Origin of the sequence: Proteus penneri (assembly GCF_003144535.1) — a bacterium.
GTDB classification, from domain to species: domain Bacteria; phylum Pseudomonadota; class Gammaproteobacteria; order Enterobacterales; family Enterobacteriaceae; genus Proteus; species Proteus penneri.
The window spans coordinates 174,427-199,538 of record NZ_PHFJ01000010.1 but is presented as its reverse complement, the minus strand read 5'-3'; the positions used below and the strand labels follow the sequence as shown (position 1 = coordinate 199,538).

The 25,112-nt window shown below is 39.8% G+C and carries 24 protein-coding genes; 2 read left to right on the top strand and 22 right to left on the bottom strand.

What is annotated here, in order from left to right; translation table 11 throughout:
* Positions 1 to 1,133: autotransporter outer membrane beta-barrel domain-containing protein (locus CUB63_RS12970; protein ID WP_239996095.1), on the top strand; the 1,133-nt coding region annotated here is incomplete at its 5' end.
* Positions 1,134 to 1,231: 98 nt separating this feature from the next.
* Here the strand turns inward: CUB63_RS12970 and CUB63_RS12965 are convergent.
* The 19 genes from CUB63_RS12965 to efp form a co-directional block, all read right to left on the bottom strand.
* Positions 1,232 to 1,849 carry an ATP-binding cassette domain-containing protein gene (locus CUB63_RS12965; RefSeq protein ID WP_109848210.1) on the bottom strand — a complete coding sequence of 206 codons (618 nt, stop codon included), beginning with the start codon at positions 1,847 to 1,849 and terminating at the stop codon, positions 1,232 to 1,234.
* 59 nt (positions 1,850 to 1,908) lie between these two features.
* Entirely contained in the window at positions 1,909 to 2,706 is a 798-nt protein-coding gene (locus CUB63_RS12960; protein ID WP_006536149.1) for an ATP-binding cassette domain-containing protein, read from the bottom strand.
* Positions 2,700 to 3,512, bottom strand: a complete 813-nt coding sequence (locus CUB63_RS12955) for an ABC transporter permease (RefSeq protein ID WP_109848209.1) — start codon at positions 3,510 to 3,512, stop codon at positions 2,700 to 2,702. Before CUB63_RS12955 ends, CUB63_RS12960 begins: the two co-directional genes overlap by 7 nt.
* Complete coding sequence (locus CUB63_RS12950) at positions 3,509 to 4,492, bottom strand: ABC transporter permease (protein ID WP_072064383.1); 984 nt, start codon at positions 4,490 to 4,492, stop codon at positions 3,509 to 3,511. The genes CUB63_RS12955 and CUB63_RS12950 overlap by 4 nt, the downstream gene beginning before the upstream one ends.
* Positions 4,477 to 6,060 carry an ABC transporter substrate-binding protein gene (locus CUB63_RS12945; protein WP_109848208.1) on the bottom strand — a complete coding sequence of 528 codons (1,584 nt, stop codon included), beginning with the start codon at positions 6,058 to 6,060 and terminating at the stop codon, positions 4,477 to 4,479. Before CUB63_RS12945 ends, CUB63_RS12950 begins: the two co-directional genes overlap by 16 nt.
* Before the next feature lie 404 nt (positions 6,061 to 6,464).
* Positions 6,465 to 7,454, bottom strand: coding sequence for a glycosyltransferase (locus tag CUB63_RS12940; RefSeq protein ID WP_006536155.1), 990 nt, complete (start codon positions 7,452 to 7,454; stop codon positions 6,465 to 6,467).
* A 366-nt stretch (positions 7,455 to 7,820) separates the two neighbouring features.
* On the bottom strand, positions 7,821 to 8,327 hold the full coding sequence (gene hycI, locus CUB63_RS12935) for a hydrogenase maturation peptidase HycI (protein WP_006536156.1): 507 nt from the start codon (positions 8,325 to 8,327) through the stop codon (positions 7,821 to 7,823).
* Positions 8,324 to 8,734 (bottom strand): formate hydrogenlyase maturation HycH family protein, encoded by a 411-nt coding sequence (locus CUB63_RS12930; protein ID WP_006536157.1) that lies wholly within the window; start codon positions 8,732 to 8,734, stop codon positions 8,324 to 8,326. The genes hycI and CUB63_RS12930 overlap by 4 nt, the downstream gene beginning before the upstream one ends.
* Positions 8,727 to 9,509 (bottom strand): NADH-quinone oxidoreductase subunit B family protein, encoded by a 783-nt coding sequence (locus CUB63_RS12925; protein ID WP_109848207.1) that lies wholly within the window; start codon positions 9,507 to 9,509, stop codon positions 8,727 to 8,729. Before CUB63_RS12925 ends, CUB63_RS12930 begins: the two co-directional genes overlap by 8 nt.
* The gene (gene hyfH / locus CUB63_RS12920) at positions 9,506 to 10,060 is read right to left on the bottom strand and encodes a hydrogenase 4 subunit H (RefSeq protein ID WP_006536159.1); all 555 of its coding nucleotides are present in this window, start codon (positions 10,058 to 10,060) and stop codon (positions 9,506 to 9,508) included. Before hyfH ends, CUB63_RS12925 begins: the two co-directional genes overlap by 4 nt.
* Before the next feature lie 11 nt (positions 10,061 to 10,071).
* Entirely contained in the window at positions 10,072 to 11,805 is a 1,734-nt protein-coding gene (locus CUB63_RS12915; RefSeq protein ID WP_109848206.1) for a hydrogenase large subunit, read from the bottom strand.
* A 1-nt stretch (position 11,806) separates the two neighbouring features.
* The gene (locus CUB63_RS12910) at positions 11,807 to 13,375 is read right to left on the bottom strand and encodes a hydrogenase 4 subunit F (RefSeq protein ID WP_109848205.1); all 1,569 of its coding nucleotides are present in this window, start codon (positions 13,373 to 13,375) and stop codon (positions 11,807 to 11,809) included.
* A 4-nt stretch (positions 13,376 to 13,379) separates the two neighbouring features.
* Positions 13,380 to 14,030, bottom strand: a complete 651-nt coding sequence (gene hyfE / locus CUB63_RS12905) for a hydrogenase 4 membrane subunit (protein ID WP_006536162.1) — start codon at positions 14,028 to 14,030, stop codon at positions 13,380 to 13,382.
* A 12-nt stretch (positions 14,031 to 14,042) separates the two neighbouring features.
* Positions 14,043 to 15,494, bottom strand: a complete 1,452-nt coding sequence (locus CUB63_RS12900; RefSeq protein ID WP_109848204.1) for a hydrogenase 4 subunit D — start codon at positions 15,492 to 15,494, stop codon at positions 14,043 to 14,045.
* Positions 15,495 to 15,500: 6 nt separating this feature from the next.
* Positions 15,501 to 16,451 (bottom strand): respiratory chain complex I subunit 1 family protein, encoded by a 951-nt coding sequence (locus tag CUB63_RS12895; RefSeq protein ID WP_109848203.1) that lies wholly within the window; start codon positions 16,449 to 16,451, stop codon positions 15,501 to 15,503.
* Between the two features lie 12 nt (positions 16,452 to 16,463).
* Positions 16,464 to 18,479, bottom strand: a complete 2,016-nt coding sequence (hyfB, locus tag CUB63_RS12890) for a hydrogenase 4 subunit B (RefSeq protein ID WP_109848202.1) — start codon at positions 18,477 to 18,479, stop codon at positions 16,464 to 16,466.
* Between the two features lies 1 nt (position 18,480).
* Complete coding sequence (locus CUB63_RS12885) at positions 18,481 to 19,101, bottom strand: 4Fe-4S dicluster domain-containing protein (RefSeq protein WP_072064392.1); 621 nt, start codon at positions 19,099 to 19,101, stop codon at positions 18,481 to 18,483.
* Positions 19,102 to 19,394: 293 nt separating this feature from the next.
* Positions 19,395 to 19,871 carry an RpiB/LacA/LacB family sugar-phosphate isomerase gene (locus tag CUB63_RS12880; RefSeq protein WP_109848201.1) on the bottom strand — a complete coding sequence of 159 codons (477 nt, stop codon included), beginning with the start codon at positions 19,869 to 19,871 and terminating at the stop codon, positions 19,395 to 19,397.
* 731 nt (positions 19,872 to 20,602) lie between these two features.
* Positions 20,603 to 21,169 (bottom strand): elongation factor P, encoded by a 567-nt coding sequence (gene efp / locus CUB63_RS12875; protein WP_006536168.1) that lies wholly within the window; start codon positions 21,167 to 21,169, stop codon positions 20,603 to 20,605.
* 44 nt (positions 21,170 to 21,213) lie between these two features.
* Here efp and epmB point away from each other — a divergent pair, with 44 nt between their 5' ends.
* Positions 21,214 to 22,242: an EF-P beta-lysylation protein EpmB gene (gene epmB / locus CUB63_RS12870; protein ID WP_109848200.1), complete on the top strand. Its 1,029-nt coding sequence runs from the start codon at positions 21,214 to 21,216 to the stop codon at positions 22,240 to 22,242.
* 106 nt (positions 22,243 to 22,348) lie between these two features.
* Here the strand turns inward: epmB and CUB63_RS12865 are convergent, their stop codons facing one another.
* The 3 genes from CUB63_RS12865 to CUB63_RS12855 all read right to left on the bottom strand — a co-directional run bounded on the left by CUB63_RS12865 (position 22,349) and on the right by CUB63_RS12855 (position 25,112).
* On the bottom strand, positions 22,349 to 22,693 hold the full coding sequence (locus tag CUB63_RS12865; RefSeq protein WP_109848199.1) for a DUF4156 domain-containing protein: 345 nt from the start codon (positions 22,691 to 22,693) through the stop codon (positions 22,349 to 22,351).
* Positions 22,694 to 23,119: 426 nt separating this feature from the next.
* Positions 23,120 to 24,766, bottom strand: a complete 1,647-nt coding sequence (groL, locus tag CUB63_RS12860; protein ID WP_006536172.1) for a chaperonin GroEL — start codon at positions 24,764 to 24,766, stop codon at positions 23,120 to 23,122.
* 52 nt (positions 24,767 to 24,818) lie between these two features.
* Entirely contained in the window at positions 24,819 to 25,112 is a 294-nt protein-coding gene (locus CUB63_RS12855) for a co-chaperone GroES (RefSeq protein ID WP_036914050.1), read from the bottom strand.

Sequence of the window (25,112 nt, the reverse complement as noted above, 5' to 3'; positions counted from 1 at the left end):
ACAAAGAGCAAGCTGATAAAGCTAAAGCAGAACAAGCGCGCTTAGACAAAGAGCAAGCCGATAAAGCTAAAGCTGGTGCTGAAGCTAAAGAACTTACCCCTGTAGAAGATGAACTAGCACAACGCGCTAAAGAAAAGGCAAAAGAGAAAGAAACGGCAAAACCATCGATTACTATCAGCAAACCTATCGACATTGAAAATACCTATAAATCAATGCAATTGATGGCTGAAAACGGCTATAAGCTTATGGATATGCAGCAAGGGCAACTGCATTATTTAGCTTCTGCAACTTGCTCTGTTGGTACTGAAAAAGCCTGTATCAGTGGTTTTGCACACTATCAAAACGTAAATAAAGCTAATGCAACCCAAACTGGGTTAAGTGGAGCCTATCGTTTTGATGTTAACCATATTCCATTGGTTATCGGCCTTGCCATTGATACTGATGTCTATTCCTCATTACCTAAAGGCTATCAATATCAAGGTTATGCATTACCTTTAATCGGTTTTAGCTTAGATTTAATACCATCACTCAATCCTGAGTTAAAGAGCAATGCATTACACCTGTCGCTAAAAGGTGCTTACTTAAATCGTAAAATATCCATCGAAAGACAAGTATTAGAAGATACAGAAGCAGGTAAAGGCAACGCTAGGATCTCTGGATATCATATTGATTTACAAAGTTATTATCCTTATTCATTGGCAGATGATTTAATGCTTACCCCATTTATTGGACTAACATTTAACCAAGTTTCTCGTTCAGCATATAGTGAAACTCAAAATGCACAATTTGCAGCACATTATGATGCACTTAAAACGCACTCACTATTAGCCAAAATGGGACTAGGTATGGACTACTTATTAGGTTCATCTTTCATATTGAATACTAAAGCGGGCTTACTGTGGAATTTATCACACCATCAAGGCGATTTCCGTAGCCATATTGATTATTTAGGTCAGCAACACATTGATTATTCAGAAAATAAAAAGCAGTTAAAACAACGCCCATTTGCCAAAGTAGGATTGACTTATCAATTAGATAAACAATCTTCCATTAATACATCAGCAGATTGGGGAATGACCACTTATCGCAATCACGATATGCAGTTTGGCGTAAGCTACACTTATCGTTTCTAATTCCTTGTTATTATATTTGGGGTTAACTTTAGCAGTATTATTTGGCTTCCTATAAAAATATAGGAAGCTTTTTTTATTAAGCTTAATAATTATCTATTCTAACCGTAGAAATGTTCTTCTTTATCCACCCACCATACTTTAGTCGAAACCTTTTCAAGTAGTGCTTTGTTGTGGCTAAAGATAATCAAGCTTAAAGGTCTTTTTTGACTTTCATCGATTAAAACTTTCCAAATATCAGCTTGGGTTTGCGCATCTAATTGTGCCGTGACTTCATCCGCAATTAATAGTTGAGTACGCGGATCGAGCGCCCTTAATAATGCAATACGCGCTAATTCACCACCTGATAATTCATTAGGCCTACGAGTTAGCCACTCTGATTTTATTTTTAACTTTTCTAACCAACTATCATCAGGGTGCCATGCATCACGGACACTATCACCTGTCGAACGAAAAGGATTAAAACATTTATCAGGATGTTGAGGAACTAATTGAATGGGACAATAACCCTTTCTAGACAATGGGTTACCATTAATAAGAATTGAACCTTGAGTTGGTGCTTGCCACTGCGCTAAAACACGACCTAATGTCGTTTTCCCTGTACCACTTGGTGCTGAAATACCGAGTCGCTCTCCCGCATCTAACGAAAAGGAGAGATCTTGCCATAACACCTTACCTGCTTGCTCCACAGATAATTGTTTTAACTCTAAAAGTGGCATAAAGATAACTCCAGAAATAACAAATGAAATGTATAAAAGTAAGACTTAAGAACACCATATTATAATGAATTAAGTGATGCTTCTTTGGTATTTATAAATTGTTGTTCAGGTAATGCATTCCAGAGTGTCTTCAACCACTCACTACCTTCATGACGATTAAGCACATTAGCAGGGATAATTTCGTTAACCTCACCCTGATTAAGCACGGCTATTGTATCCGCAAATCGTGCTGCTAAGGCTAAATCATGTGTAACCCAAAGCACTGATTTACCTTGATTACATAATTCTCTTAAGTGCCCTAATAACAAACAAGCATGTTCATCATCAAGCCATGAGGTAATTTCATCAGCCAGAATATATTGTGCATTAGAAAGTGTTGCATTACAGGCTAATACGCGTTTTGCCATTCCACCAGATAGTTTTGCTGGATACGTTTTAACTAACGATCCAGAAAGATGATACAGACCCAATTGCTGCACAATATCATCTGACGTAACGTCTGCACCACTTAAACGCGCAGAGCGACTGAGTTGATCACCGATACAAATCAAAGGATTAAGTGCAGTGACTCCCTGAGGAATATAGCAGAAAGTATTTCCTCGATAAGCAATCAGTTCTCGCTCACTTAATGCGTGGCCATTAAGTTTAATCGAACCTCGTACACGCATATTGGCAGGTAAAAGCCCTAATGCACTTTGTAATAGCAAACTTTTACCTTCACCACTTCCCCCCACTAATGCCAACATTTTACCCGGTTTAATATCCAGAGAGATTGATTTTAGCAACGGTTGCCAATTTCGTTTTCCCAACCAGCGAAATTGTGCAATATCAATGGAAAGCTGTTCAAAACTTAACATCCTGCCCCTCTTAACCACAGTTGTTGCATTGCCTTAGCAAATTGATCGAAAATCAAGACCAAGCACATCAAAATTAATCCCGGAAATACCACCATCCACCAAGAGCCTGTACTTAAATAACGCAGTGCATCAGATAGCAACAAACCTAAAGATGGCTCATGCGCCGCTTGCCCAAACCCCAAAAAACTTAACGCTTCGCTATGTAATACGGCATGAGGAAACATCAATAAGGTTCCTACAATCCACTGCGGTAATAACATGGGAATATAGTGTTTTTTTACACACTCAAAAGGTGAATTGCCAATACGACGTGATAGCATGACGTAATCCGCCTCTCGAATACGTTGAATTTCACCACGTAAAATCAACGCAAGCTTAGGCCAATGAGTTAATGCCACAGCCCAAATTACCCCTTGTTGCCCACCACCTAAAGTAAAACAAATCAAAATTAGTAGTAATAAATGAGGTAATGCTAAAAGCGCATCAACAACACCTCTAACAAAGAAATCACAATAACGATTAATTGACGAAATACCCGCGAAAATGAGAGCGATAGCACCACTAACAACCGCACTTGTCACCCCAATATTTAAGCTACTTAACATGCCTTGAAAACAGCGTAGCCACAAAGAACGACCTAAATTATCAGTACCAAACCAATATTGTTCTGAAGGTGCTTGGTTTCTGGCCAAAAAATCCATTGCAATATCAGTATGAGAAATAGAAAAACCATAAGTGACTAACCCAATCAAGGCGAGAGTCACGAATAAAAGTTTCAATAAAGGCTTGTTTGGATCGTAAATCATGAGTCTCGCAAAATTCCTTTATTAATACGTCGTAATAACCCGTTAGAAATGCTATTACCAAAGAAAATCAAAATAGTACTAAAGACAACAATTCCCATTAATAGAGGAATATCACCTCGCAATCCTGCATCAACGGTAGCTTGCCCTAATCCTGGGTAAGCAAAAACTTTCTCAGCTAAAAGAGAACCACCAAGTAATTCACCAATAGATGCAAACTGTAAACAAAGTGCAGGTGTAATGGCATGACGTAGAACATGAAATAGCATCATAGCCCACCCCTTATCACCCTGAGCCTTAGCAAAATGGATAAATTCACTGCCCATCACTTCGGCAACTTTCGCGCGAGTATGCAGTGCGATATTCCCAGTGCCTAATAATCCAAGAGCAATCATAGGTAAGATAAGATGGGAAAAACGCTGGCTTAACGTTGCGGTTTCGGCACTACTTCCCATCGGCCAAGCACAACAAATTGGCGCCCAATGTAAGGTGACAGAAAACAGTGATAACAGCAGTAATCCCACCCAGAATGTTGGTAAAGAGGCTAACAAATAAGAGAGTGTAGAAATAATTCGATCGGGCCAGCGGTTAAGATATCGACCCGCAACTAATCCCATCACAACACCAATAACGCCAGAAAACATCCACGCTGAAAAGAGCAAGATAAATGAAGGCCCCGCCCGTTCGCGAATAACATCAATAACAGGCATGTTATACAACATGGAATAACCAAAATCCCCTTGAATGATTTGGCTAAACCAGAGCCAAAATCGCATCCATAAAGGTTGGTCAATACCCCAACGTGCTGCAATTAAAGGATATTGCTCAGGAGGAACATTCAATAAATCACTACCGATATACGCCTTGATGGGATCGATCGGTGAGAAACTTAATAAAATAAAAACACCTGCTGTTGTTACCAACAGCAGGCAGAGTAATCGCAGGAAAAAACCTGCACTTTGACGTATTACTGACAAGTCCACTTCCAAGTATCTACGCTATTTAATAATGACCATGAACCATGAATTTCCGGCGTTCCTGTCCCCAAATCAACACAAGGGTTAGTCAGGTAAGTGTGTTGCACATTCATCAGCCAAGCCCAAGCAGCGTCACCTTTCACACCAACGCCATTTTTACCATCCCACTCAACCGCTTTCCAATGAGGAACGGCTTCTTGCCATGTATGGGCATCGAGTGCAGCTTGCAGATGTTTTTCAACCTCAGGGTTTTTGTAATAACCCGGATTATAATAACCAACACCCGCCGCATTTTCGCTGTAGTGATGATATAACTCCATAGGATCAAGACTTCCCCAACCAAATAAAGTTGGATTTGAGTGCATATAGCGCTCTACGGTATCCCAACTTCCTGATTTAAGATCCATTTGAATACCGAGAGGTTGCACTAGCGCACGAATTGACTCGGCTAAATCGCGACGAGTTGCATCACCACTGGTATACCATAAGGTCAATTTCGCTTCTAAGCCGTCTTTTTCACGAATACCATTTTTATTGAGTTTCCAACCAGCATCTTCAAGAATTTGCTTCGCTTTTTCAACATCCCCATCTTCGAAAGCAGCGTCTGTTTGATCCCAAGGCAAACCTTTTACACCGGTATATGCAGGAACCGCATAACCATCAAGTACTTGCTCTGATAACAATTTACGGTCAAGAGCATAGTTAATTGCTTTACGAATAGCGATATCTGCGGTGATATCATTACCAATATCATAACCTTGAGCGTTTTTCTCGCCTGATTTTACCATTGGAAAAACAATACCGCGGTTTTCAACACTTGCTCTTTCCCACAATTTGGTATTGGGTAAATTTTTAGCGATTGCAGCCGTTGCTGGTGGAATACGCACAATACCTAATTGTCCACTTTGAGCAGCTGCAAAAGCGGCATCTTCATCAAGGAAAACAAAAATCAGTTTTTCAAAATCATTTTTCTTGCCCGCATAATAAGGGTTAGCTTCAACAATTAATTGCTGACCTGGCTGGAAACTTACCATGCGATAAGGGCCTGCACCAATTGGCTTTTGTGCGTAAGTTTTTTCATCATACTTATCAGCAGAAACAATACCTAAAGAACCCAGTACGTTCACAAAAGTACTTTGTGGTGCTTTCAATGTAATAGTGACATGTAAGTCATCATCAGCTTTTGCAGAAAGGAAGTTACCCATATCAACTTTACCGCCACTTGCAGCCGCATTGTTATAGGTAAATACAATATCTTTTGCAGTAAGCGGTAAGCCATCAGAGAATTTTAAATCTGGCTTTAATGTTAATTTCCATGTTTTGCCATCTTCACTTGGCTGGTAGTCACTTAACATATTGCTATACCAAGAGAGATCCGCATTTTGCTTTAACAATGGGCTATGGAGAAGTAAATAGCTACCATGACTCCACCCTAACATTGGGTCGAAGCCCTCTGTTGGCTCTTCACCAATAGCCAGTTTTAACGTTTGAGCAGATGATGCAAAAGGAACGCTTAACGCGGCTAAGCAAGTTAACGTTACTAATGACTGACGCCAACCAAACCGAATAGACATAAAACATTCTCCGATTTTTTAGATATGACTTATCACCAGTCTCTATCTAAATAAGATAAAGAGGCTGAAACAAGATAAATAACAATGATGATTATGATACTCTGCAATTGTTGCAGATAAAGGTTAAACCAGTGACATCATAATAAGTTTTTTTATTCAACTACTCGAATAATATTCGACAGTTTATTGATTTTACATAAACTTTTATTAAGCAGTAATACTCATTATGGCAAACTTCTAGCAAGTGCACAGTATTTTTCTAATAAATAAGTTATATATTTATCATTGAATTTATCAGTGAGCGTAAAACGAAATAAAGTGACTTTTTAACGAAATTAGATTATTTCATTTTATTTAATATGCATTAAAAATAAAAAAGGCACATCATTGCGCCCTTCTTGTATTTATGAATTTAATATTCTTTTTAATTTAAAATAGCGTCGCCCTAAACGCCAACGTAATCTAAAATTTTTCGCATTTTTCCAAATTAGTGACCATATTCCTCTATCAAAAAACTCTTTAACCATCTGTTTTTTAACTTCAATAGACTGAATAGAATCAATTGAATGGATAATTCCCAAACCTTCTTTTGCGATTTGCCAATAACATGCATTGATATTTTGAGTCACATCTTTATATTTTTGATTAATAGCATCAAGCATTTCTAATATTTTCATGTAATTATGAATTGTTCTAACATGAATAGTGTCATTAGGCGTTGCATGAGAAACAGAACCAGAGTGAATAAAGTAATCGTAGTAACGCTCATCAATATATTTAACGCGTTTAGCCGTTAATAATGCTTCTGTTGTCCACGGAATATCTTGATGATGTAAACCGGGTTCAAAATAATAACCATGAGCAAGTAGAAATTCACGTCGATAAATATTTAACCAAGTGACATGTAAGAATTTCTTAGAATCCAATGCTATTTCTAGCCATTGTGGCCCAGTTAAAACGCCCGTAGAACGTAATCTATTTGAAGGGAAAATAGGACGTGAAGGCCTTCCGTCTGCGTAAACATAATTACCGTTACAGGTTAAAATATCTAAATTATCATCTTTAGCTATATTAATCATTCTATCATACATATTAGGATGAATTACATCATCAATATCTGGGAAAGCAATATATTGCCCTTTCGAAATATTGAATCCAACATTACGAGCAACAGAAACGCCTTGGTTTTCTTGATCAATAATAGTGACTTGAGGAAATCTTTCTTTCCATTCTTGTAATATTTTAAGTGAGTTATCTCTAGAGCCATCATTAACTAAAATAAGCTCCCAGTTATTCAATTTAATAGACTTTAACCCATTGAAAAACTGAGATAAAAACATCTCACCATTATAAACGGCGACCACAATACTCAGTTGAGGTAGAGAAGAAAACATAACCAACCTTTTATATTATTAGCTAAGAATTTTCCCTCTAAATAGTTAATCTTAAAAATTAAAAAAGAGTAATAAAATAATAGAACCGTCTTAATTAATTCTTAATTAAAATTTAATTTTTAACTAATTAAAGGTAAAACTGATATTTAACGAGGTTAATTATAATTAACTTCTTTTTATCTCTTATGAAGAAAGGGTTAAGGTGGTTTGTTTTTTAAAATAAAGGACTAAAGGAAAAATTAAGGTTAGTGTAGAAAATAAATGTTATTGATGAGCGTTTTGTTCATTAACGAAAAACATCCGCTAAGCGGATGTTTTAGTCTTTATTTATATCAATAATATTAGGATACTTGTTTTGTTATACTCTTATTCTTCAATCTCTTCTTCATCTTCATCGCAGACTTCAAGTTCTGGAAAGTAATCAACTCGCCAAGACTTGAGCCCTTGATACACTTCATCAACAGCATTCTTTACCGCTTCAGTCATTGGATAATAAAAACCAACGAGATCGGGTTGGATCCCTAAGAACGTAATATCTGGAATATCATCTTTTAATTGATCAATAAGAAAATTCAGCGGCATATTATGAGTGCTCATAATAAACATTTCCGCTATATAATCAGGGTCTATCACCCTAATCTCACCTGGTTTTAAACCAATGTCAGCAGCATCAACAATGACAACACATTGCGGTTGTAGCTCTCTTACTTGGTAAGAAACATTCTCAGGCGCACTTCCCCCATTGATAACAATCCATCCATCAATTGGGTTTGTTTCCATTAATTCAGCAAGCAGAGGGCCTGCGCCATCATCGCCCATCATACTGTTGCCAACCGTTAATACCACTTTAGGTGCTGCCATTGCTTCACTCATGGTTTTCTCTTCACAATCAAATAAATAGCAGGTTCTGCATGGATCTCACCCAGTAATTTAATCAGCGTTTGACTCCACTCACTAAAAATAGGATCGTCATTTTTCATAATTGGATCAAATGCTAACGCTAATAAGTGAGTATGCTCTGAGTTAATATTGATTTCACCAAATGTCAGTAATCCTTGCATTTTGCGTTTGGCTTCACCTTCAGGTAATAAATCAATCCATGCTTTATATTTTTCTAAAGGGCAGACTAGCTCTGTTTTTAAACAGTCGATCATTCCCACATGGTGGCCAATTGCGAGCGAGTAATACATCACCTGTTGTGCTTGTTCAGGAATATCATCATCACTATCTACAAACTTTTGTCTTAATGACCAAAAGTAAACTTTAGCGTCATCAGGCATATATGCCTCCTTGGCTTAAAGAGTAAACCAAGCGTTTCACAATCTCTGATAAGCGAGGATCGTTAGCTTGTCGTAACCATTCATCAACACGGCCACTCACTTCTTGAATTGTGGCACCTTCTAATAAGGTGAGAAAATGATCACTGATTTGTCTTCCCTGATAATAACCCGCAAGACGACGAGCCTCACGCTCAATCATCACTCGAGCATCTAAAGGAATAGAAGGCAGAATGAGTGATGCTTTTTCATTCTCTACTTCAATATGCGATTCGCCTTTTAATTTTTGGTCTAACAAACCTAGTGCAACAGCAAAACCATAAATCGTTGCTGCTGGCGTTGGGGGACAACCAGGGATCCAAACATCAATAGGCACGATAGATTCGCTACCACCCCAGACACAATACAGATCGTGGAAAATACCGCCACCACAGCCACAAGCACCATAAGAGATACAAATTTTTGGGTCGGGCGCTGATTCATAAGCACGTAATGCAGGAACACGCATCTGGCGCGTTACTGCGCCAGTGAATAATAAAATATCAGCGTGACGAGGCGAGGTGACCACTTTGATACCAAAACGTTCAGCATCAAAAACGGGTGTAATTGCAGAGAAAATTTCAATCTCACAACCATTACAACCACCACAGTCAACACGATAAACATAAGCTGAACGTTGAATATCTTTCAACAATGTCTGTTTTAGCTTTTTAACCTGATCATCAAGGGTGATAGGTTGGCTAACATGATGATTAATGGGAATTTCTGGTAGACTCATTTTATTGTACTCCCGATCTCGCCCATACTAATATTTTCACGGCCATCAGATAATAAGTTATGTTTACGCTTACATTCAGGGCAAGTTTCAAATTGTGGTCGCATGGCTTCTACGGTTTGCTCATCCCAACCTGATTGCACTAATAGCGCCATCGCATAGTCAACTGATTTTCTCGGCGTAAAGGGTTGATGGCATTCACGGCAATTCAATAACTTAAACGTTCCTTTAATATAAAGGTCTGATTTTTTCGTTACTGCCGTTTCAAACATATCTGATAAAACAATCGCTCTTGTTGGGCAAACTTCTTCACAACGACCGCAATAAATACAGCGACCAATGAATAATTGCCAATGACGCTCGCCTGTTTCCAAATTCGTTTCCATCGTTAACGCATTAGCAGGGCATGCTGCGGTGCAAGCACCACAGACAATGCATTGCTCTGCATCATATTCAGGCTTTCCTCTGAAACCATCAGGTAAATCCAGGGGCTTAAACGGATATTTGGTCGTTGCTTCGCCTGTTTTGATTATGGTTTTAAACAATTTTAACATCGTTCATTCCCTCACTTGAGCGGCGAATTTTTACGTTCAATGCTGTAACGTTCAATTTCTTTATAAGAAACTGTTTTAGATTTACGTTTTTTCACATCGACGAGCGTTACCCTGTCAGTACAGGAATAGCAAGGGTCAAGGCTACCGATAATCAATGGCGCATCGGATACAGTATTTCCTTGCAACATATAACGTAATACAGGCCAGTTAGCATAAGTAGCTGCACGGCAACGCCAGCGGAAGAGTTTTTGGTTATCACCCAACATACTCCAGTGAACATCTTCACCGCGTGGTGCTTCTGTAAAGCCCAGTGCAAATTTATAAGGTTGATAAGTGAAGCCTTCCGTTAATAGCGGGCCTTCAGGCAGGTTATCTAAGGCGTATTCAATCATTGCCATTGAATCTAAAACTTCTTTAATTCGTACCATCACACGGGAGAATACGTCACCACCTTCATAACTAAAGAGAGTCAAAGGAAGATTGCCATAATCGGCAAATGGGTGGTCAAAACGTACGTCACGTTTAAAACCACTTGCTCTTATCATTGGGCCGACAGGGCTAAAATCACGAGCCACTTTTTTGTCTAAGATACCCACACCAACAGTACGTTGTTCCATATTAGGAGCAGTGAGAAGAACATCGACAAGTTCAGTCACTTCGCGACGCATTTCTCTTATTAATTGAATAGTTTTAAGGCGCTGATCTTTTAAGATATCGCGACGAATACCCCCAATTAAATTCAAGCCGTAGGTTTTACGCGCACCCGTGAGCATTTCTGCAATCTGCATTGATTTTTCACGAATACGAAAGAATTGCATAAAGCCAGTATCAAAACCTGTAAAGTGGCTCGCTAAACCAATATTTAATAAATGGCTATGAAGGCGCTCAACTTCTAATAAGATAGAACGAATGGTATGCGCACGACGAGGCACTTCAATGCCTAACGCATTTTCAACAGAAGTCACATAGGCCACGCTGTGAGTAAAACCACAGATACCACACACGCGATCTGATAAAAATGTCACTTCGTTATAACCCATTCGGGTTTCAGCCAGCTTTTCCATACCACGGTGAACATAGAACATACGGTAATCAGCATCGACAATATTTTCACCGTCTACAAATAAGCGGAAGTGTCCAGGTTCATCCGAAGTAATGTGCATAGGGCCGATTGGTACAACACGTGCATCTTGCTTACCTTCATTCACAAAAGGGTAAGTCTCAACTTCAGTCGTTGGTGTCGGACGTTGACGATAATCCATCGCATCTTTACGCAATGGATACATCTCTTCAGGCCAGTCATCTGGAAGCACTAAACGGCGTTCATCAGGTAGACCAACAGGGATAAGACCATACATATCACGAATTTCACGTTCCCCCCACACTGCAGCGGGTACACGCGGTGTCACTGATGGGAATTCTAAAGTGATTGGGCTAACATGGGCTTTTACAACAACCCAGCATTTTTCACCCTCTTCCATTGATAATGCGTAATAAACAGCATAGTCTCCGTTTAAACTACGTTCATCGTTACCGAATAAAACAGGTAACCAACCGCCTAAACCGTAATACAGGTATTCCACCACTTCAGGAAGTGATTCCGTTTTTACTGTTATCGTCAATTGATCAGCGGTTTGTCGCTCTTCATCAAGAACAGCTGATGGGAATTTTTCACGAACTTTGGCAACATAATCTCCACCTAGTTCTTTTCCCTCTTTTCTACTGACATAATTTTGGTAGCTCACGTTACATCTCCTGAACCGATGTGGATGGATTACTGATTAAAGCCGTTGGCCATGTATAAGTAGGTGACTCACTTTTATCAATATTCATCACGATATTAGCGGCATTTTCTAACAACTCACTGACAGGCTTAGGAATATGAGTTCCCATTAACAGCATAAGTGCAATCAGAATGACCATTGGTAATGTGGTTAAAATTCCCAGTTCGCCTTTAGCAACAACATCAGGTTTTGGACCAAAGACAATTTTAGCCACCATACGAACTAGCCCACCTAATACTACGGTTAATAACAATAATAATAGGATAGTTAAGACAATGTGCTGAGAAGCTAAACCTGCCACAACAATCATAAACTCACTGATAAAGACGTTGAAAGGAGGCATCCCCCCTAACGCTAAAGCACCACCAGCAAACAGAGCGGCACTTAATGGCATCACTTTAAACATGCCTTTCACGACATTTAAATCACGAGTACCGTATTTCAATAACACGTTACCAGAGCCACAGAACAACAATGCTTTCGCTAAACTGTGGTTTAAGGTGTGGAATAAAGCAGCCAAAATACCAATCGGTCCGCCAATCCCTAATGCGACGGCAATTAATCCCATGTTTTCCACACTGGAATACGCTAAAAGACGTTTCATATCACGCTGAATAAGAATAAAGAACGCCGCGATAGCAACAGAGAGGAAGCCAAAGATTAACAGTAAGTTACGTGTAAATTCAGAACCAATTGCTGCATCAATAATGATGTAGTAACGAATGATGATTAATAGAGCACAGTTCAGTAACACTGCCGATAACAGAGCACTAACAGGACTTGGTGCTTCACTGTGCGCATCTGGTAACCAAGCATGCATTGGGAATAACCCCGTTTTGGTACCAAAACCGATTAAAATAAAGACAAAAGCTAAATGCATCAGAGTTGGATCTAACTGGTCTGTATATTTCAACACTTCAGTCCAGAAAATGGCCTGATCTGGATCAGGCATAAAGCTTGCGGCATTGGCATAAACCAAAATCGTACCGAAAAGACCAAACGCGACACCGACACTACAGATGATGATGTACTTCCACGCCGCTTCCAGAGAAGAACGTTGACCATAAATTCCGACTAAGAATGCAGAGCTTAGGGTTGTTGCTTCAATGGCTGCCCACATTAAAATCAAGCTATTACTGGTGATTGCTAATAACATGGTGAATAAAAACAGGTGGAAGAAGCCATAGTAGTTACATAAAGTACGTACTGAGATTTCACCCTCATCCACTTCGTGGCTCATATAGCCAATAGAATAAAGCCCCGTTAAAAAGCCGATAATGCCTAAAATAGCTAGGAATAATGCGCCTAGGCTATCCACGTGAACCCAATTAGCAGCCGCCAATATTTCGCCATGAGACATGACATCTGCCACAGTTCCTAATGCTGCGACTAACAAGACGGTGATACCAATTGCATGAATGCCTGTCACAATAGGACGCGCACCCGCTTTTAATAACGGACTCAGAAACGCCAATATTGAAAATACCAACGGCGCAAACATTAAAATTGTTAACATGGTTGTTTGGTTCATCTCCTCACCCCTTCAGCGCGGTCAGTTGATCCACGTTCAGTGTGTTGAGCGTGCGGTAAATCTTACGAGCCAACACTGCCATCACGATCACAGCAAAGATGGCGTCAGTGGCGATACCGATTTCGACCAGTTCTGGTGCTCTCCAAGCCAATAATGCCAGTGTTAAGTGAGAGCCGTTTTCCATTAAGCAGTAACCAAAAGCTTGTTTTAGGATATTGCGCTGAGTCACGATACAAAGCAGACCCAACATAAAGTGTCCCAAAGAAACTGCCAGTGCAGGTTTCAAATCAACAACCATTGGTATTTGAATTGGTTCAACCACAAACCAGCTTAAAATAACGATAACAGCCGCCAGCAACATCAATAGTGCGGGGCTAATAACACTGATATTCGCACTAGGATCGGATAACTTACGGAATGCAAATCCTAAAATAAGTGGAACAAGCAGAACTTTAGTAAAGAAGGCGGTCATCGCCCAAAGTGTCAGTTGGTGTGCATCTAACATATTGGCCAAGGTGACAAAAATCATCACCAAGACGAAAGATTGCAATGCATAGAACCAACATGAAGCAATCGGCTTTTTCGCGCCAATTACCAATAGCGAAGTTATCATCATTAACCCCGCCAAATTGTTTACGATAAGTGCTCCAGTCATGATTTATCTCCCTTATCCTAGCCAAGTGACTGCGATAACACTGGATGCAAAGGACATCACAATCAGTATTCCAATCACAATTTGCATTGCCATAGGAACAGGTTGCCCTTCTGCAACTTCTGTACTTGGTTTGCCCGGAACAACGCGACCAAACCAGTAGATAAACCAAGTGAAGCTAGCCACAGACTCAATCAGCACTAGCACCATAATTGGTGTCATCACCCAGAAAATACTCGACAATTCAAAACCTGCGGCAAAAATTGGGAATTTACTAAAGAAGCCATTAAGTGGTGGAACGCCTGCAATTGCCAGTGCGGCGACACAGAACCCCACACCCAATAATGGATATTTATTAATTAACCCTTTTAAACGAGGCAACATGCGAGTACCGCAGCTATAGCTCAATGCACCCGCAACTAAGAAGAACAAACTTTTAGCAAAGGCATGGTTAAAGATATAAGCAATACCGCCTTCAAACGCTTCACGCGGTCCAAAGATAGAGATAGATAATGCGAGGAAGATATAAGAGAGCTGAGTAATGGTTGACCATGCTAACAGGCGTTTCATATCTTTTTGTGGCAAATACATCATAAAGCCATAAATCAATGTGATAACTGCCATGGTAATACCTACCCACCCAATAAGATGAGGGACATCACCATCTGCTGACATAATCGCACGAGCAAAGATATAAACACCGACTTTCACCATTGATGCTGCGTGTAAGTAAGCACTCACAGGTGTTGGTGCTTCCATCGCATCAGGTAACCAAGCTTGTAGTGGTAGTTGAGCTGATTTACCCCAAGCAGCAAAGAGGATACCGCCAAACACAATCAGTTTGGTTGGTTCGTCTAAGGTGGCAATGGCGGTTAATTCAAAGGTACCTGTACTCACAAATAAAGTTGCTGCTGCAAGATAAAGACCAATTGAAGCAACGTGAGTGATCAACAACGCTTTCATTGCTGAACGGAGTGATTTTTCAGATTGGTAGTAGCCGATTAATCCCCAAGAACATCCCCCTGTGATTTCGAAAAAGAGGAGTTGCCCCAAAATAGTCGATGAAAGGACTAAACCTGCCATTGCTCCAATAAAAATCAGCAAGAAGGCATAATAACGACGAGTACCATCATGAGGATGCTCACGGTTGCCGTTAGTTAGATAGCCAGTAGAGTAAAAACTTACTAACAATCCTAAGAACACAACAGCGAAAGCAATCAAAGTACTGACACGGTCAATGGTAAAACCAAAGAGCGCAACATCACCATATTGTACTAGCGTAATTGTGGTATCGACTTTACCTTCAGCGAGGAACTGCCAACCTAAAACAACCGCTCCTAATGTGGCTAATAAAGCGAACAGTGTACATAACCACTTCGCCATCCGATTTGGCATTAAGGACGTAATCAACGCCCCCGCAAATGGGATGAGTAAGGTCGCAAGAGCTATATTTTCCATTGTAATCATCGCTCCTTATAGACCGGTTAAATAGAAAACAAGAGCCAGTGCCGCAACACCGAATCCTAACCATGTCACATGGTGAGTCAGCAGGAAGCGACCACGCGCTAAACTGTTTTCAACCAATGACGCTAATACAAACACCACTAACAATTTCACTGCCATTAAAACTAACGCAATGATCAGTGCAATAAAGGTGAATTCTGTTGCTTTACCGAAAGGAATAAATATGGCTAAGAACAGTTCAGCCACCACAACTTGTTTTAAGCCAAGGCCCAGCTTCACCATGGCAAAACCAGAGCCTGAATACTCAGTTAATGGTCCTTCTTGTAGCTCTTGCTCAGCTTCCGCAACGTCAAATGGCATTTTGCCCATTTCGATAAATGCCGCAAAAGCACAAGCTAATAAGGCTAACAGTGTGGCTGTGGGTGATACCCAACCTTGAGCCAGTGTTGCACTGATGGTGCCAACGTTGGTTGAACCGACAATTAAAGCCACCACAATCAGCGATAACACTAAAATTGGCTCAACTAACACACCCAGTGTTAATTCACGACTAGCACCAATACCCGCAAATGGGCTTCCTGAATCCAGACCAGATAAAGAGAAGAAGAAACGATAAAGTGCAAACAGATAAATCAGTGCGATAAGATCTGCCGCACCTGCAAACAGTGACGTTGCAGTAAAGACAGGCAGTGCCATAGCAACCACTAACATACTTCCGAGTAACACATATGGCATCACTTGGAAGATCACACCAGATTGCTCGGGCGCTACTGATTGACGTTTAAATAACTTAAAGATATCTCGATAATCTTGCAAAATTCCAGGGCCTTGATGCGAATGCATCTTGGCGCGAATTGTGCGCGAAATACCTGTACACAATGGGGTTATCGCCAGCAGAAAGAGTGCTTGAATGAGTGCGAATATTCCCATCATTAACGTAGGTGCTTCTTGGAAAGTCATAAGTCCCTCTCCTTACGCTGCGATGACTAAAAGCAAGATGACCAGCGCTGCAACAACGTATAGACAATAGAGTCGGAAATCCCCGCCTTGTAGGCATTGGATACGTTTTGCAAAACGTTGGATACCACGAACCAGAGGATAAATAATGCGTTCATCCCAGAATGGTTCGACCTTTTCAGCACCGAGCTGTGTTTTATTAAAACCACGAGACAGCAATGGAGATGGATCAAGTTGTTTACGCATACGATAAAGTGGTGCAAACATGCTACGTAATGCTTGAGTAAATCCTCCTGCTGATACTGCCATGTCTTTTTCCCATACATAACCACATGCCCAAGGATCACCTTTACGACGAAACGCAGGTTGATTGCCTTTCAGGCCGAGATAAATCAGGAATGGGATAAGCGGTAAGGCAATTAATAAAACAAATGTTAATGCTGGAGAGAACATTGCTTGTGATGCGGTATCAGGAACAAGCATTGCGCCTTGAGTCACGGTTAATGCACTGGTTTCGCTAAGTGACATTGCAATGTTGGCAATAATTGGCGCAACAAAAGCCGCTCCCACACCTAACACAACACAGAATAGTGCTAATAAGCCCATTGCAATCGTCATTGGTAAAGGCACTTCTTTCGCTTTCGTTGCTTGCTCGCTACGCGGGCCACCACAAAAGCTAACACCATAAACTTTAACGAAACACATGGCCGCCAATGCCCCTGTAATTGCCAACATAATAATGGCAATAGGACCACTTAAACGCATCACGAAGTTACCTTCGTAACTCATCGAAAAAAGAGATTGATAGGTATACCATTCACTAACAAAACCGTTTAATGGTGGTAACGCTGAAATCGCCATACAACCAATTAGAAAGGCTGTTGCGGTATAAGGCATTAGTTTGGCTAAGCCACCCATTTTATCCATATCACGCGTGTGAATTTGGTTAATAATGGCACCCGCACCAAGGAATAATAATCCTTTGAACACGGCATGGTTTAATAAGTGATATAAAGCGCCTAACAATCCAAGTGCGGCTATAACAGGATGATCAGTTGCCATTCCTACCATGCCTACACCCACACCCATTAAAATGATGCCGATATTTTCAACAGTGTGCCATGCAAGTAAGCGTTTTAAATCGTGCTCTGCTAAGGCGTACATCACACCTAATACAGAAGAAACAGCACCAAACCCAAGAACAACAATACCCCACCACATTTCTGTGGCACCTAATAAATCGATACCGACTTTGATTATCCCAAAGATACCAATTTTAACCATGACACCTGACATTAATGCCGATGCGTGTGAAGGCGCTGCGGGGTGGGCTTTTGGTAACCAACTGTGTAATGGCAACATACCTGCTTTGGCACCAAAACCAAAGAAACCCAGTAAGAACACCACAGAGGCCATTGCAGGAGAAAGAGAGAGTTGACGGAATGAATCAAAATCAAGGCTACCACTTTCACGCCACATCAAGAAGAAGGCAATCATGATTAACACGGAGCCTGCGTGAGCGATAAAGAAGTAAAGTAAACCTGCGTGAATAGATTCGTCATCTTGGTCAGCAATAACTAAGAACCAAGAAGCCAATGACATCATTTCAAATAGGATAATAAAGTAGAACGCATTATCCATCACCACTAAGCCAACCATAGAAGCAATAAACAGATTCATAAAGAATCCCATGCTCCAAGCGCCACGTCCTTTATATTCTTGCACATAAGCAAGAGAATAAAGTGCGCACACACTGACCAATAATGAAATGACGAACACCATAAAGGCGCCTAACATATCCATGCGTACCACGAAGGCTGCAAATTCAAATGGGCCTGCCGCGGTAAAAGTGGCGATTTCACCACCCAAAATAACCGGTAATGCACTTAAAACACCTAATACACCGCCGATGATTGCGCTGATCCCTGAAATAAGGATTGCCAACCCTTCCTGTCTCTTTAAAAACAGTGCAATAACGCCACCAACAACATACAGGATGACTGACCACAGCAGTAACTGAAGAGGTTCCATATTACTTCCGCTCCTGTGTCAAAGTAGATAAATCGTCAAGACTGGTAATAGGTTCCATCACAGAATCTAAGCGACGCGTTTTCATCTGCTCTTCAAGTTTGTCATCTTCAACTAAATGCAATGCATCGGTTGGACACACCTTGACACAAGCAGGGCCTTCATCAGAGAAAGCACACAAATCACATTTCACTGCAATTGCACGAACCCCCGCATTCCACGCAAGAAATGGGTTGGTTGTTGGAAGACTTGCTGGCACATCGGCCAACATCTCTTCTGGAACAAAATGTTCAAAGACAGCTGGTAAGTTAACGGGTTTACTACCTGATGGTGTAATTGCCCCAAAAGGACAAACCAGACCACATAACTTACAGCCAATACACAGGCTCTCATTAAGAAAGATCATATTATCTTCATGAGTAATGGCATTGACTGGGCACACGCGAGCACAAGGAGCATCCTCACAGTGCCGACAAAGCATCGGTGCTGTCTGATCCTCCACTTTTACCACTGTAAGACGCGGATGCGCCTGTAATCCCACAGCTTGGTGAACTTCTGAACAAGCTGCCATACAGGTATTACACCCTATGCATCGTTGTGGCTCTGCAATTACAAAGCGATTCATTCGCCACATCCTCCGAGAAAAACGTTTAACAGCATTACTGTCGTCAATTTTTCTTTAGATGAAGCATATTTCGTGCCAAGAGATGATTTATTTTATTTTCATTTAAAATCAATATATTAAAAAACAAAAAGGAAACAATAAATGACGTGTCGACAATTATGACGTTGACAGTAAGTGGTGAGTTCTAAACAACAATTTCGTCGTCACTATGACTAGATATCAAAAATGGCGGAGTACAAAGAAAAAAATAAGCCTGATAATTCAGGCTTATAAAAGTGAATAATAAGAATGAGTTAATTTTTATAAATTTTCTTTTCTACTTGTTTCATTGAATTTAAGCCAGATTGTAAATCTTCTGGTGTTGCTTCAGAAAAACCTTCTGTAAAGGTTGCCGATAAATAAGCATCAACCATCATTTTGGCTTTAAATGGTGTAATTAATAACCCACCCATAGCAAGAATATTACAGTTATTGATAATTTTACAAAAACGAGCACTAGTCACGCTTTCACAAACACCGCAATAAACATTTTTATGTTTGTTCGCACTAATACTTACTCCCATTCCTGTACCACAGAAAACAAAACCAATATATTCAGGATGTTCAGAAATAATTGAACCAACTTTATCCCCTACATCACAATAGCCAATAGGGCCTGATTCTGTGAGATCTTTTATTGTGTAATTTTTTTCTAACAAGTATGACTTAATCGCATTTTTAAGTTCAAATCCTGAAGGATCAGCGCCCATAATAATCATTCTATTTTCCATATAGCCTCCTAAATTAACTTAATCACTACCGATAAATATAAGTCATTGATAAAATTTTAAATTAAAATAAATTCAAAGACTATTTTTTATATTTAACCTAGATAAAGTATAGATTAAAATTCTATTTTTGTGTTTAAGTATAGGGAATTTACAAAAAATAAGAAGAAATAAAGAAATGGAAATTCATTCCATAAAGGAGATATTTAACCTATAAAACAAGCTAAATTTATTATGTTAATAATTGAATTGATAAAAAATAAAAGAGATATATCAAAGTAAATATCTATATTGAAAGGGTTTCCCTAGTATAACTAAAATATAAAATAAAGATCAATAATATTACAGGATTAATGTTTTTATCTATACTCTTCAATATCTCTTAAAGGAAAGTCAAAATAACTTAAAATAAATATTGCTGTGGATTATCTTTACCAAAATAACCTACACATCCATTCTAAGAAAATGGTTATTTTTTACCAATTCCAATATTGAATAGAGCATTCATTTTTGGCATTTAAAATATAATGAAGGGATAAATAAATTAGGAACAAAATAATAACATGAAAAATTAAATAATGCAGTAATACAAATTAATCAATTTTTTAGAAAAAAATAGCGTAGTTTATTCAATTATTATAAATTAAAACAAAAAAATACCGCAGATAGTTAACATTATCTGCGGTAATTAATTATTATACTTAACGTTGTACTTAGTAAAATAATCTACGCAATTATTTTACGCGTGATACGTATTCGCCTGAACGAGTATCAACTTTGATAACTTCACCAATTTGTACAAACAGTGGAACTTTAACAACAGCGCCAGTGCTTAATGTTGCTGGTTTACCACCTGTACCTGCGGTGTCACCTTTCAGACCTGGATCAGTATCAACGATTTCTAATTCAACAAAGTTTGGTGGAATAACAGCGATAGGACGATTATCCCACAGTGTTACGATACACTCAGCTTGGTCGATCAACCACTTAGCATTATCACCAACGGCTTTTTCGTCTGCAGCTAATTGTTCGAAAGTTTCGTTGTTCATGAAATGCCAGAACTCACCGTCGTTGTACAGGTAAGTTAAGTTGATATCCATGACATCAGCACCTTCTGCTGAATCAGTAGATTTAAATGTTTTTTCCAGTAATTTGTTAGAGATCAGTTTACGCAGACGTACACGAGCAAATGCCTGACCTTTACCTGGTTTAACAAATTCACATTCAGTAATGACGGCTGGCTCGCCATCTAACATGATTTTAAGACCTGAACGAAAATCGTTGGTATTATAAGAAGCCATGAATATCCTCTAACTTTTTTAATTTAAAATGGCATAGCCAAAAAATGGCACACATTGTAACTCATAATCACCCCACCAGAGAAGTCTGGTTAACACAACTCGCGCAGGCAATCAGTGATCCTGTTGAATTACTCCAACTTTTAGCGTTGGAACATCACGAAGAACTCCAAAAAGGAGCTCAGGCGCGACGGCTTTTTCCGCTACGGGTTCCCCGTGAATTCGTTGCACGCATGAAAAAAGGCGATCCTAACGATCCATTACTTTTACAAGTATTAACTGCAAATGCTGAATTTACCATAACACCAGGATTTTCTACGGATCCGTTAGATGAGCAACAAAATGCGGTGCCAGGTTTATTACATAAATATCAGAATCGTGCATTGCTTCTGGTCAAAGGTGGTTGCGCTGTCAATTGTCGCTACTGTTTTCGTCGTCATTTTCCCTATGAAGATAACAAAGGAAACAAGGCTAATTGGCAAAAGGCAATAGAGTATATCAAAAATAACCCAAAACTCGATGAAATCATCTTTTCTGGGGGCGATCCTCTTATGGCGAAAGATGATGAGCTTGATTGGTTAATCACACAACTAGAAGCGATCCCTCATCTTAAGCGTTTACGCATTCACTCTCGCTTACCTGTAGTTATTCCTGCTCGCGTCACTGATGCGCTATGTCAGCGCTTACAACAATCACGTTTGCAAAATATCATGGTACTGCATACCAATCACGCTAATGAAATGGATGACGCATTGAGAGAAGCCTGTTCAAAGCTAAAAAAAGCCAATGTTACGCTATTGAATCAAGGTGTGTTATTGCGAGGGGTTAATGACAGTGCTGAAGTCCTTGCAGATTTAAGTCGCGCACTATTTGATGCCGGTGTTATGCCGTATTACTTACATGTTCTAGATAAAGTTCAAGGTGCGGCTCACTTTATGGTGCCAGACAGTGAAGCAAGAGAAATTATGAAAGCACTAATGAGCTTAGTATCAGGTTATATGGTGCCTAAACTCACGCGTGAAATTGGTGGTGAACCAAGTAAGACATTGTTAGATCTTGGATTACGCCAGCAATAATCCATATCATAAAAACAAAAAAGCTGTAGCTCAATTCAAAATAGATGAAGTGACTACAGCTTTTTATCTATTAGCAGACTAATAAATAGTGAATAAATTAAATGCCTTATTGGCACTTATAAACTTGCCCACTCATTTTGCTATCTAATGGTGCAAAGCTATCAACAAAGCTACCTGCGCCAGTACCCACGTTAAAAATAACGTTACCCCCCATTGCAGCTGCTTTATTACGTAAATCGTTAGCAGCACCTCGCAGTGATTGGCTTTCAGTACGGGAACCTGATAACCAGTTATTTTGAACACCTGTCACTGTTCCTAATAATTGGCATTCACTGCCTGGTTGCGTACCAGTGATTTGTACCTGTGAGCCAGCAGTGCTTAATGTGTTTGTTGCAGAACAGCCTGCTAGTAACAATGCTGCCGTAGCTCCCAATAACAATTTAATTCGCATGATCCCCTCATTTATTTGAGTGTCCGTTTAGTCATGACAACAATATACCTTGTCATCCCTATTATGCGCAAAAATAAATCATCATTGCTATCTCAACGTTAGCCAATAGCTTTAAGATATTATTTTCGCTTCAAACTTATTTTAATGTACAAATTCGGCTTTGAGATAGACAAAGCAACAACACCTCTATTCTACACCGCTTTTACGCTTTTAAAACGATATGGTTTATTTTCAGCCTACACAGTGCGAGAATGAACACACAATTAGCTCATTTTTTTAAAAATCGTTAGATAATCAATCATCATCTGACGATTATATTGCTATAAATTAATTCAAATATAGTAATATTTAATCTCGATTGTATTTAGATATAAAAAAACCCGAGCCTAAGCTCGGGTTTTCTTTGTAAAATAGTTAGCTGATGAATTACATCATGCCGCCCATTCCACCCATGCCGCCCATACCACCAGCGCCACCTAAATCCATTTTGTCATCTTTAGGTAAATCGGTGATCATCGCTTCAGTTGTGATCATCAGACCTGCGATAGATGCAGCAAATTGCAGTGCAGAACGAGTAACTTTAGTTGGATCTAAGATACCCATATCAATCATATCGCCGTAATCATCAGTTGCAGCGTTATAACCGTAGTTACCTTCACCTGCTTTCACTTTGTTTACAACAACAGAAGGTTCTTCACCTGCGTTAGCAACGATTTGACGCATTGGAGATTCCATTGCACGTAATGCAACGCGGATACCCACTGTTTGTTCTTCGTTATCGCCAACCATCTCACGCAGAGCGTTAGCAACACGAACCAGAGCAGTACCACCACCAGCAACAACGCCTTCTTCAACTGCTGCGCGAGTTGCATGCAGAGCATCGTCAACACGAGCACGTTTTTCTTTCATTTCAACTTCAGTTGCGGCACCAACTTTAATGACTGCAACACCGCCTGCTAATTTAGCAACGCGTTCTTGTAATTTTTCACGGTCATAATCTGAAGTCGCATCTTCGATTTGTTGACGAATTTGAGCTACACGACCACTGATTGCGTCTTGATCACCTAAACCATCAATAATCGTTGTTGTATCTTTGTTGATAACAACGCGTTTTGCTTGACCTAAGTCTTCTAATGTCGCTTTTTCTAACTCCATGCCGATTTCTTCAGAAATCACTGCACCGTTAGTTAATGTTGCGATATCTTGCAGCATTGCTTTACGACGGTCACCAAAGCCAGGCGCTTTAACAGCGGCAACCTTAACGATACCACGCATATTGTTCACAACTAATGTTGCCAATGCTTCACCTTCAACATCTTCTGCAATGATAAGCAGAGGTTTGTTAGCTTTAGCAACAGCTTCTAAAACAGGCAGTAATTCACGGATGTTAGAAACTTTTTTATCAACTAACAGAATGAATGGGTTTTCTAATTCTGCTGTACCCGTTTCAGGTTTGTTGATGAAGTAAGGAGATAGATAACCGCGGTCAAACTGCATGCCTTCAACAACATCTAGCTCATCTTCTAAGCCAGTACCTTCTTCAACGGTGATAACACCTTCTTTACCTACTTTATCCATCGCTTGCGCGATCAGAGTACCGACGGTTTCATCAGAGTTTGCTGAAATTGTACCAACCTGAGCAATCGCTTTAGTATCTGAACATGGAACAGACAGTTTTTTCAGTTCTTCGACTGCTGCAACAACAGCTTTATCGATACCGCGTTTCAGATCCATTGGGTTCATACCTGCGGCGACTGCTTTTAAGCCTTCGGCAATGATTGATTGTGCTAATACTGTTGCAGTTGTAGTACCATCACCTGCCGCATCATTGGCTTTAGAAGCAACTTCTTTCACCATCTGTGCACCCATGTTCTCGAATTTATCTTCGAGTTCAATTTCGCGTGCAACAGATACACCATCTTTAGTAATAACAGGTGCGCCGAAAGATTTATCTAAAACAACGTTACGACCTTTAGGGCCTAAAGTTACTTTAACTGCATCTGCAAGAACATTAACACCACGTAACATTTTATTACGAGCATCTACACCGAATTTGACGTCTTTAGCTGCCATCGTATATTTCCTTTGAATTCGTTCAGTTTAAGAAGATCTTAAAAGAGAAAAATTATTCTTCTACAATTGCTAAAATGTCGCTTTCAGACATGATAAGCACGTCTTCGTTATCAATTTTTTCTGTTTTAACGCCATAACCGTCGTTAAAAATTACGATATCGCCGACTTTAACATCCAGTGGTTTAACGTCGCCGTTTTCCATAATACGGCCTTGACCCACGGCTAAAATTTCGCCACGAGTTGATTTACCCGCTGCTGTGCCAGTAAGAACGATACCGCCTGCTGATTTAGCTTCGACTTCTTTACGTTTAACAATAACACGGTCATGTAATGGACGAATCTTCAT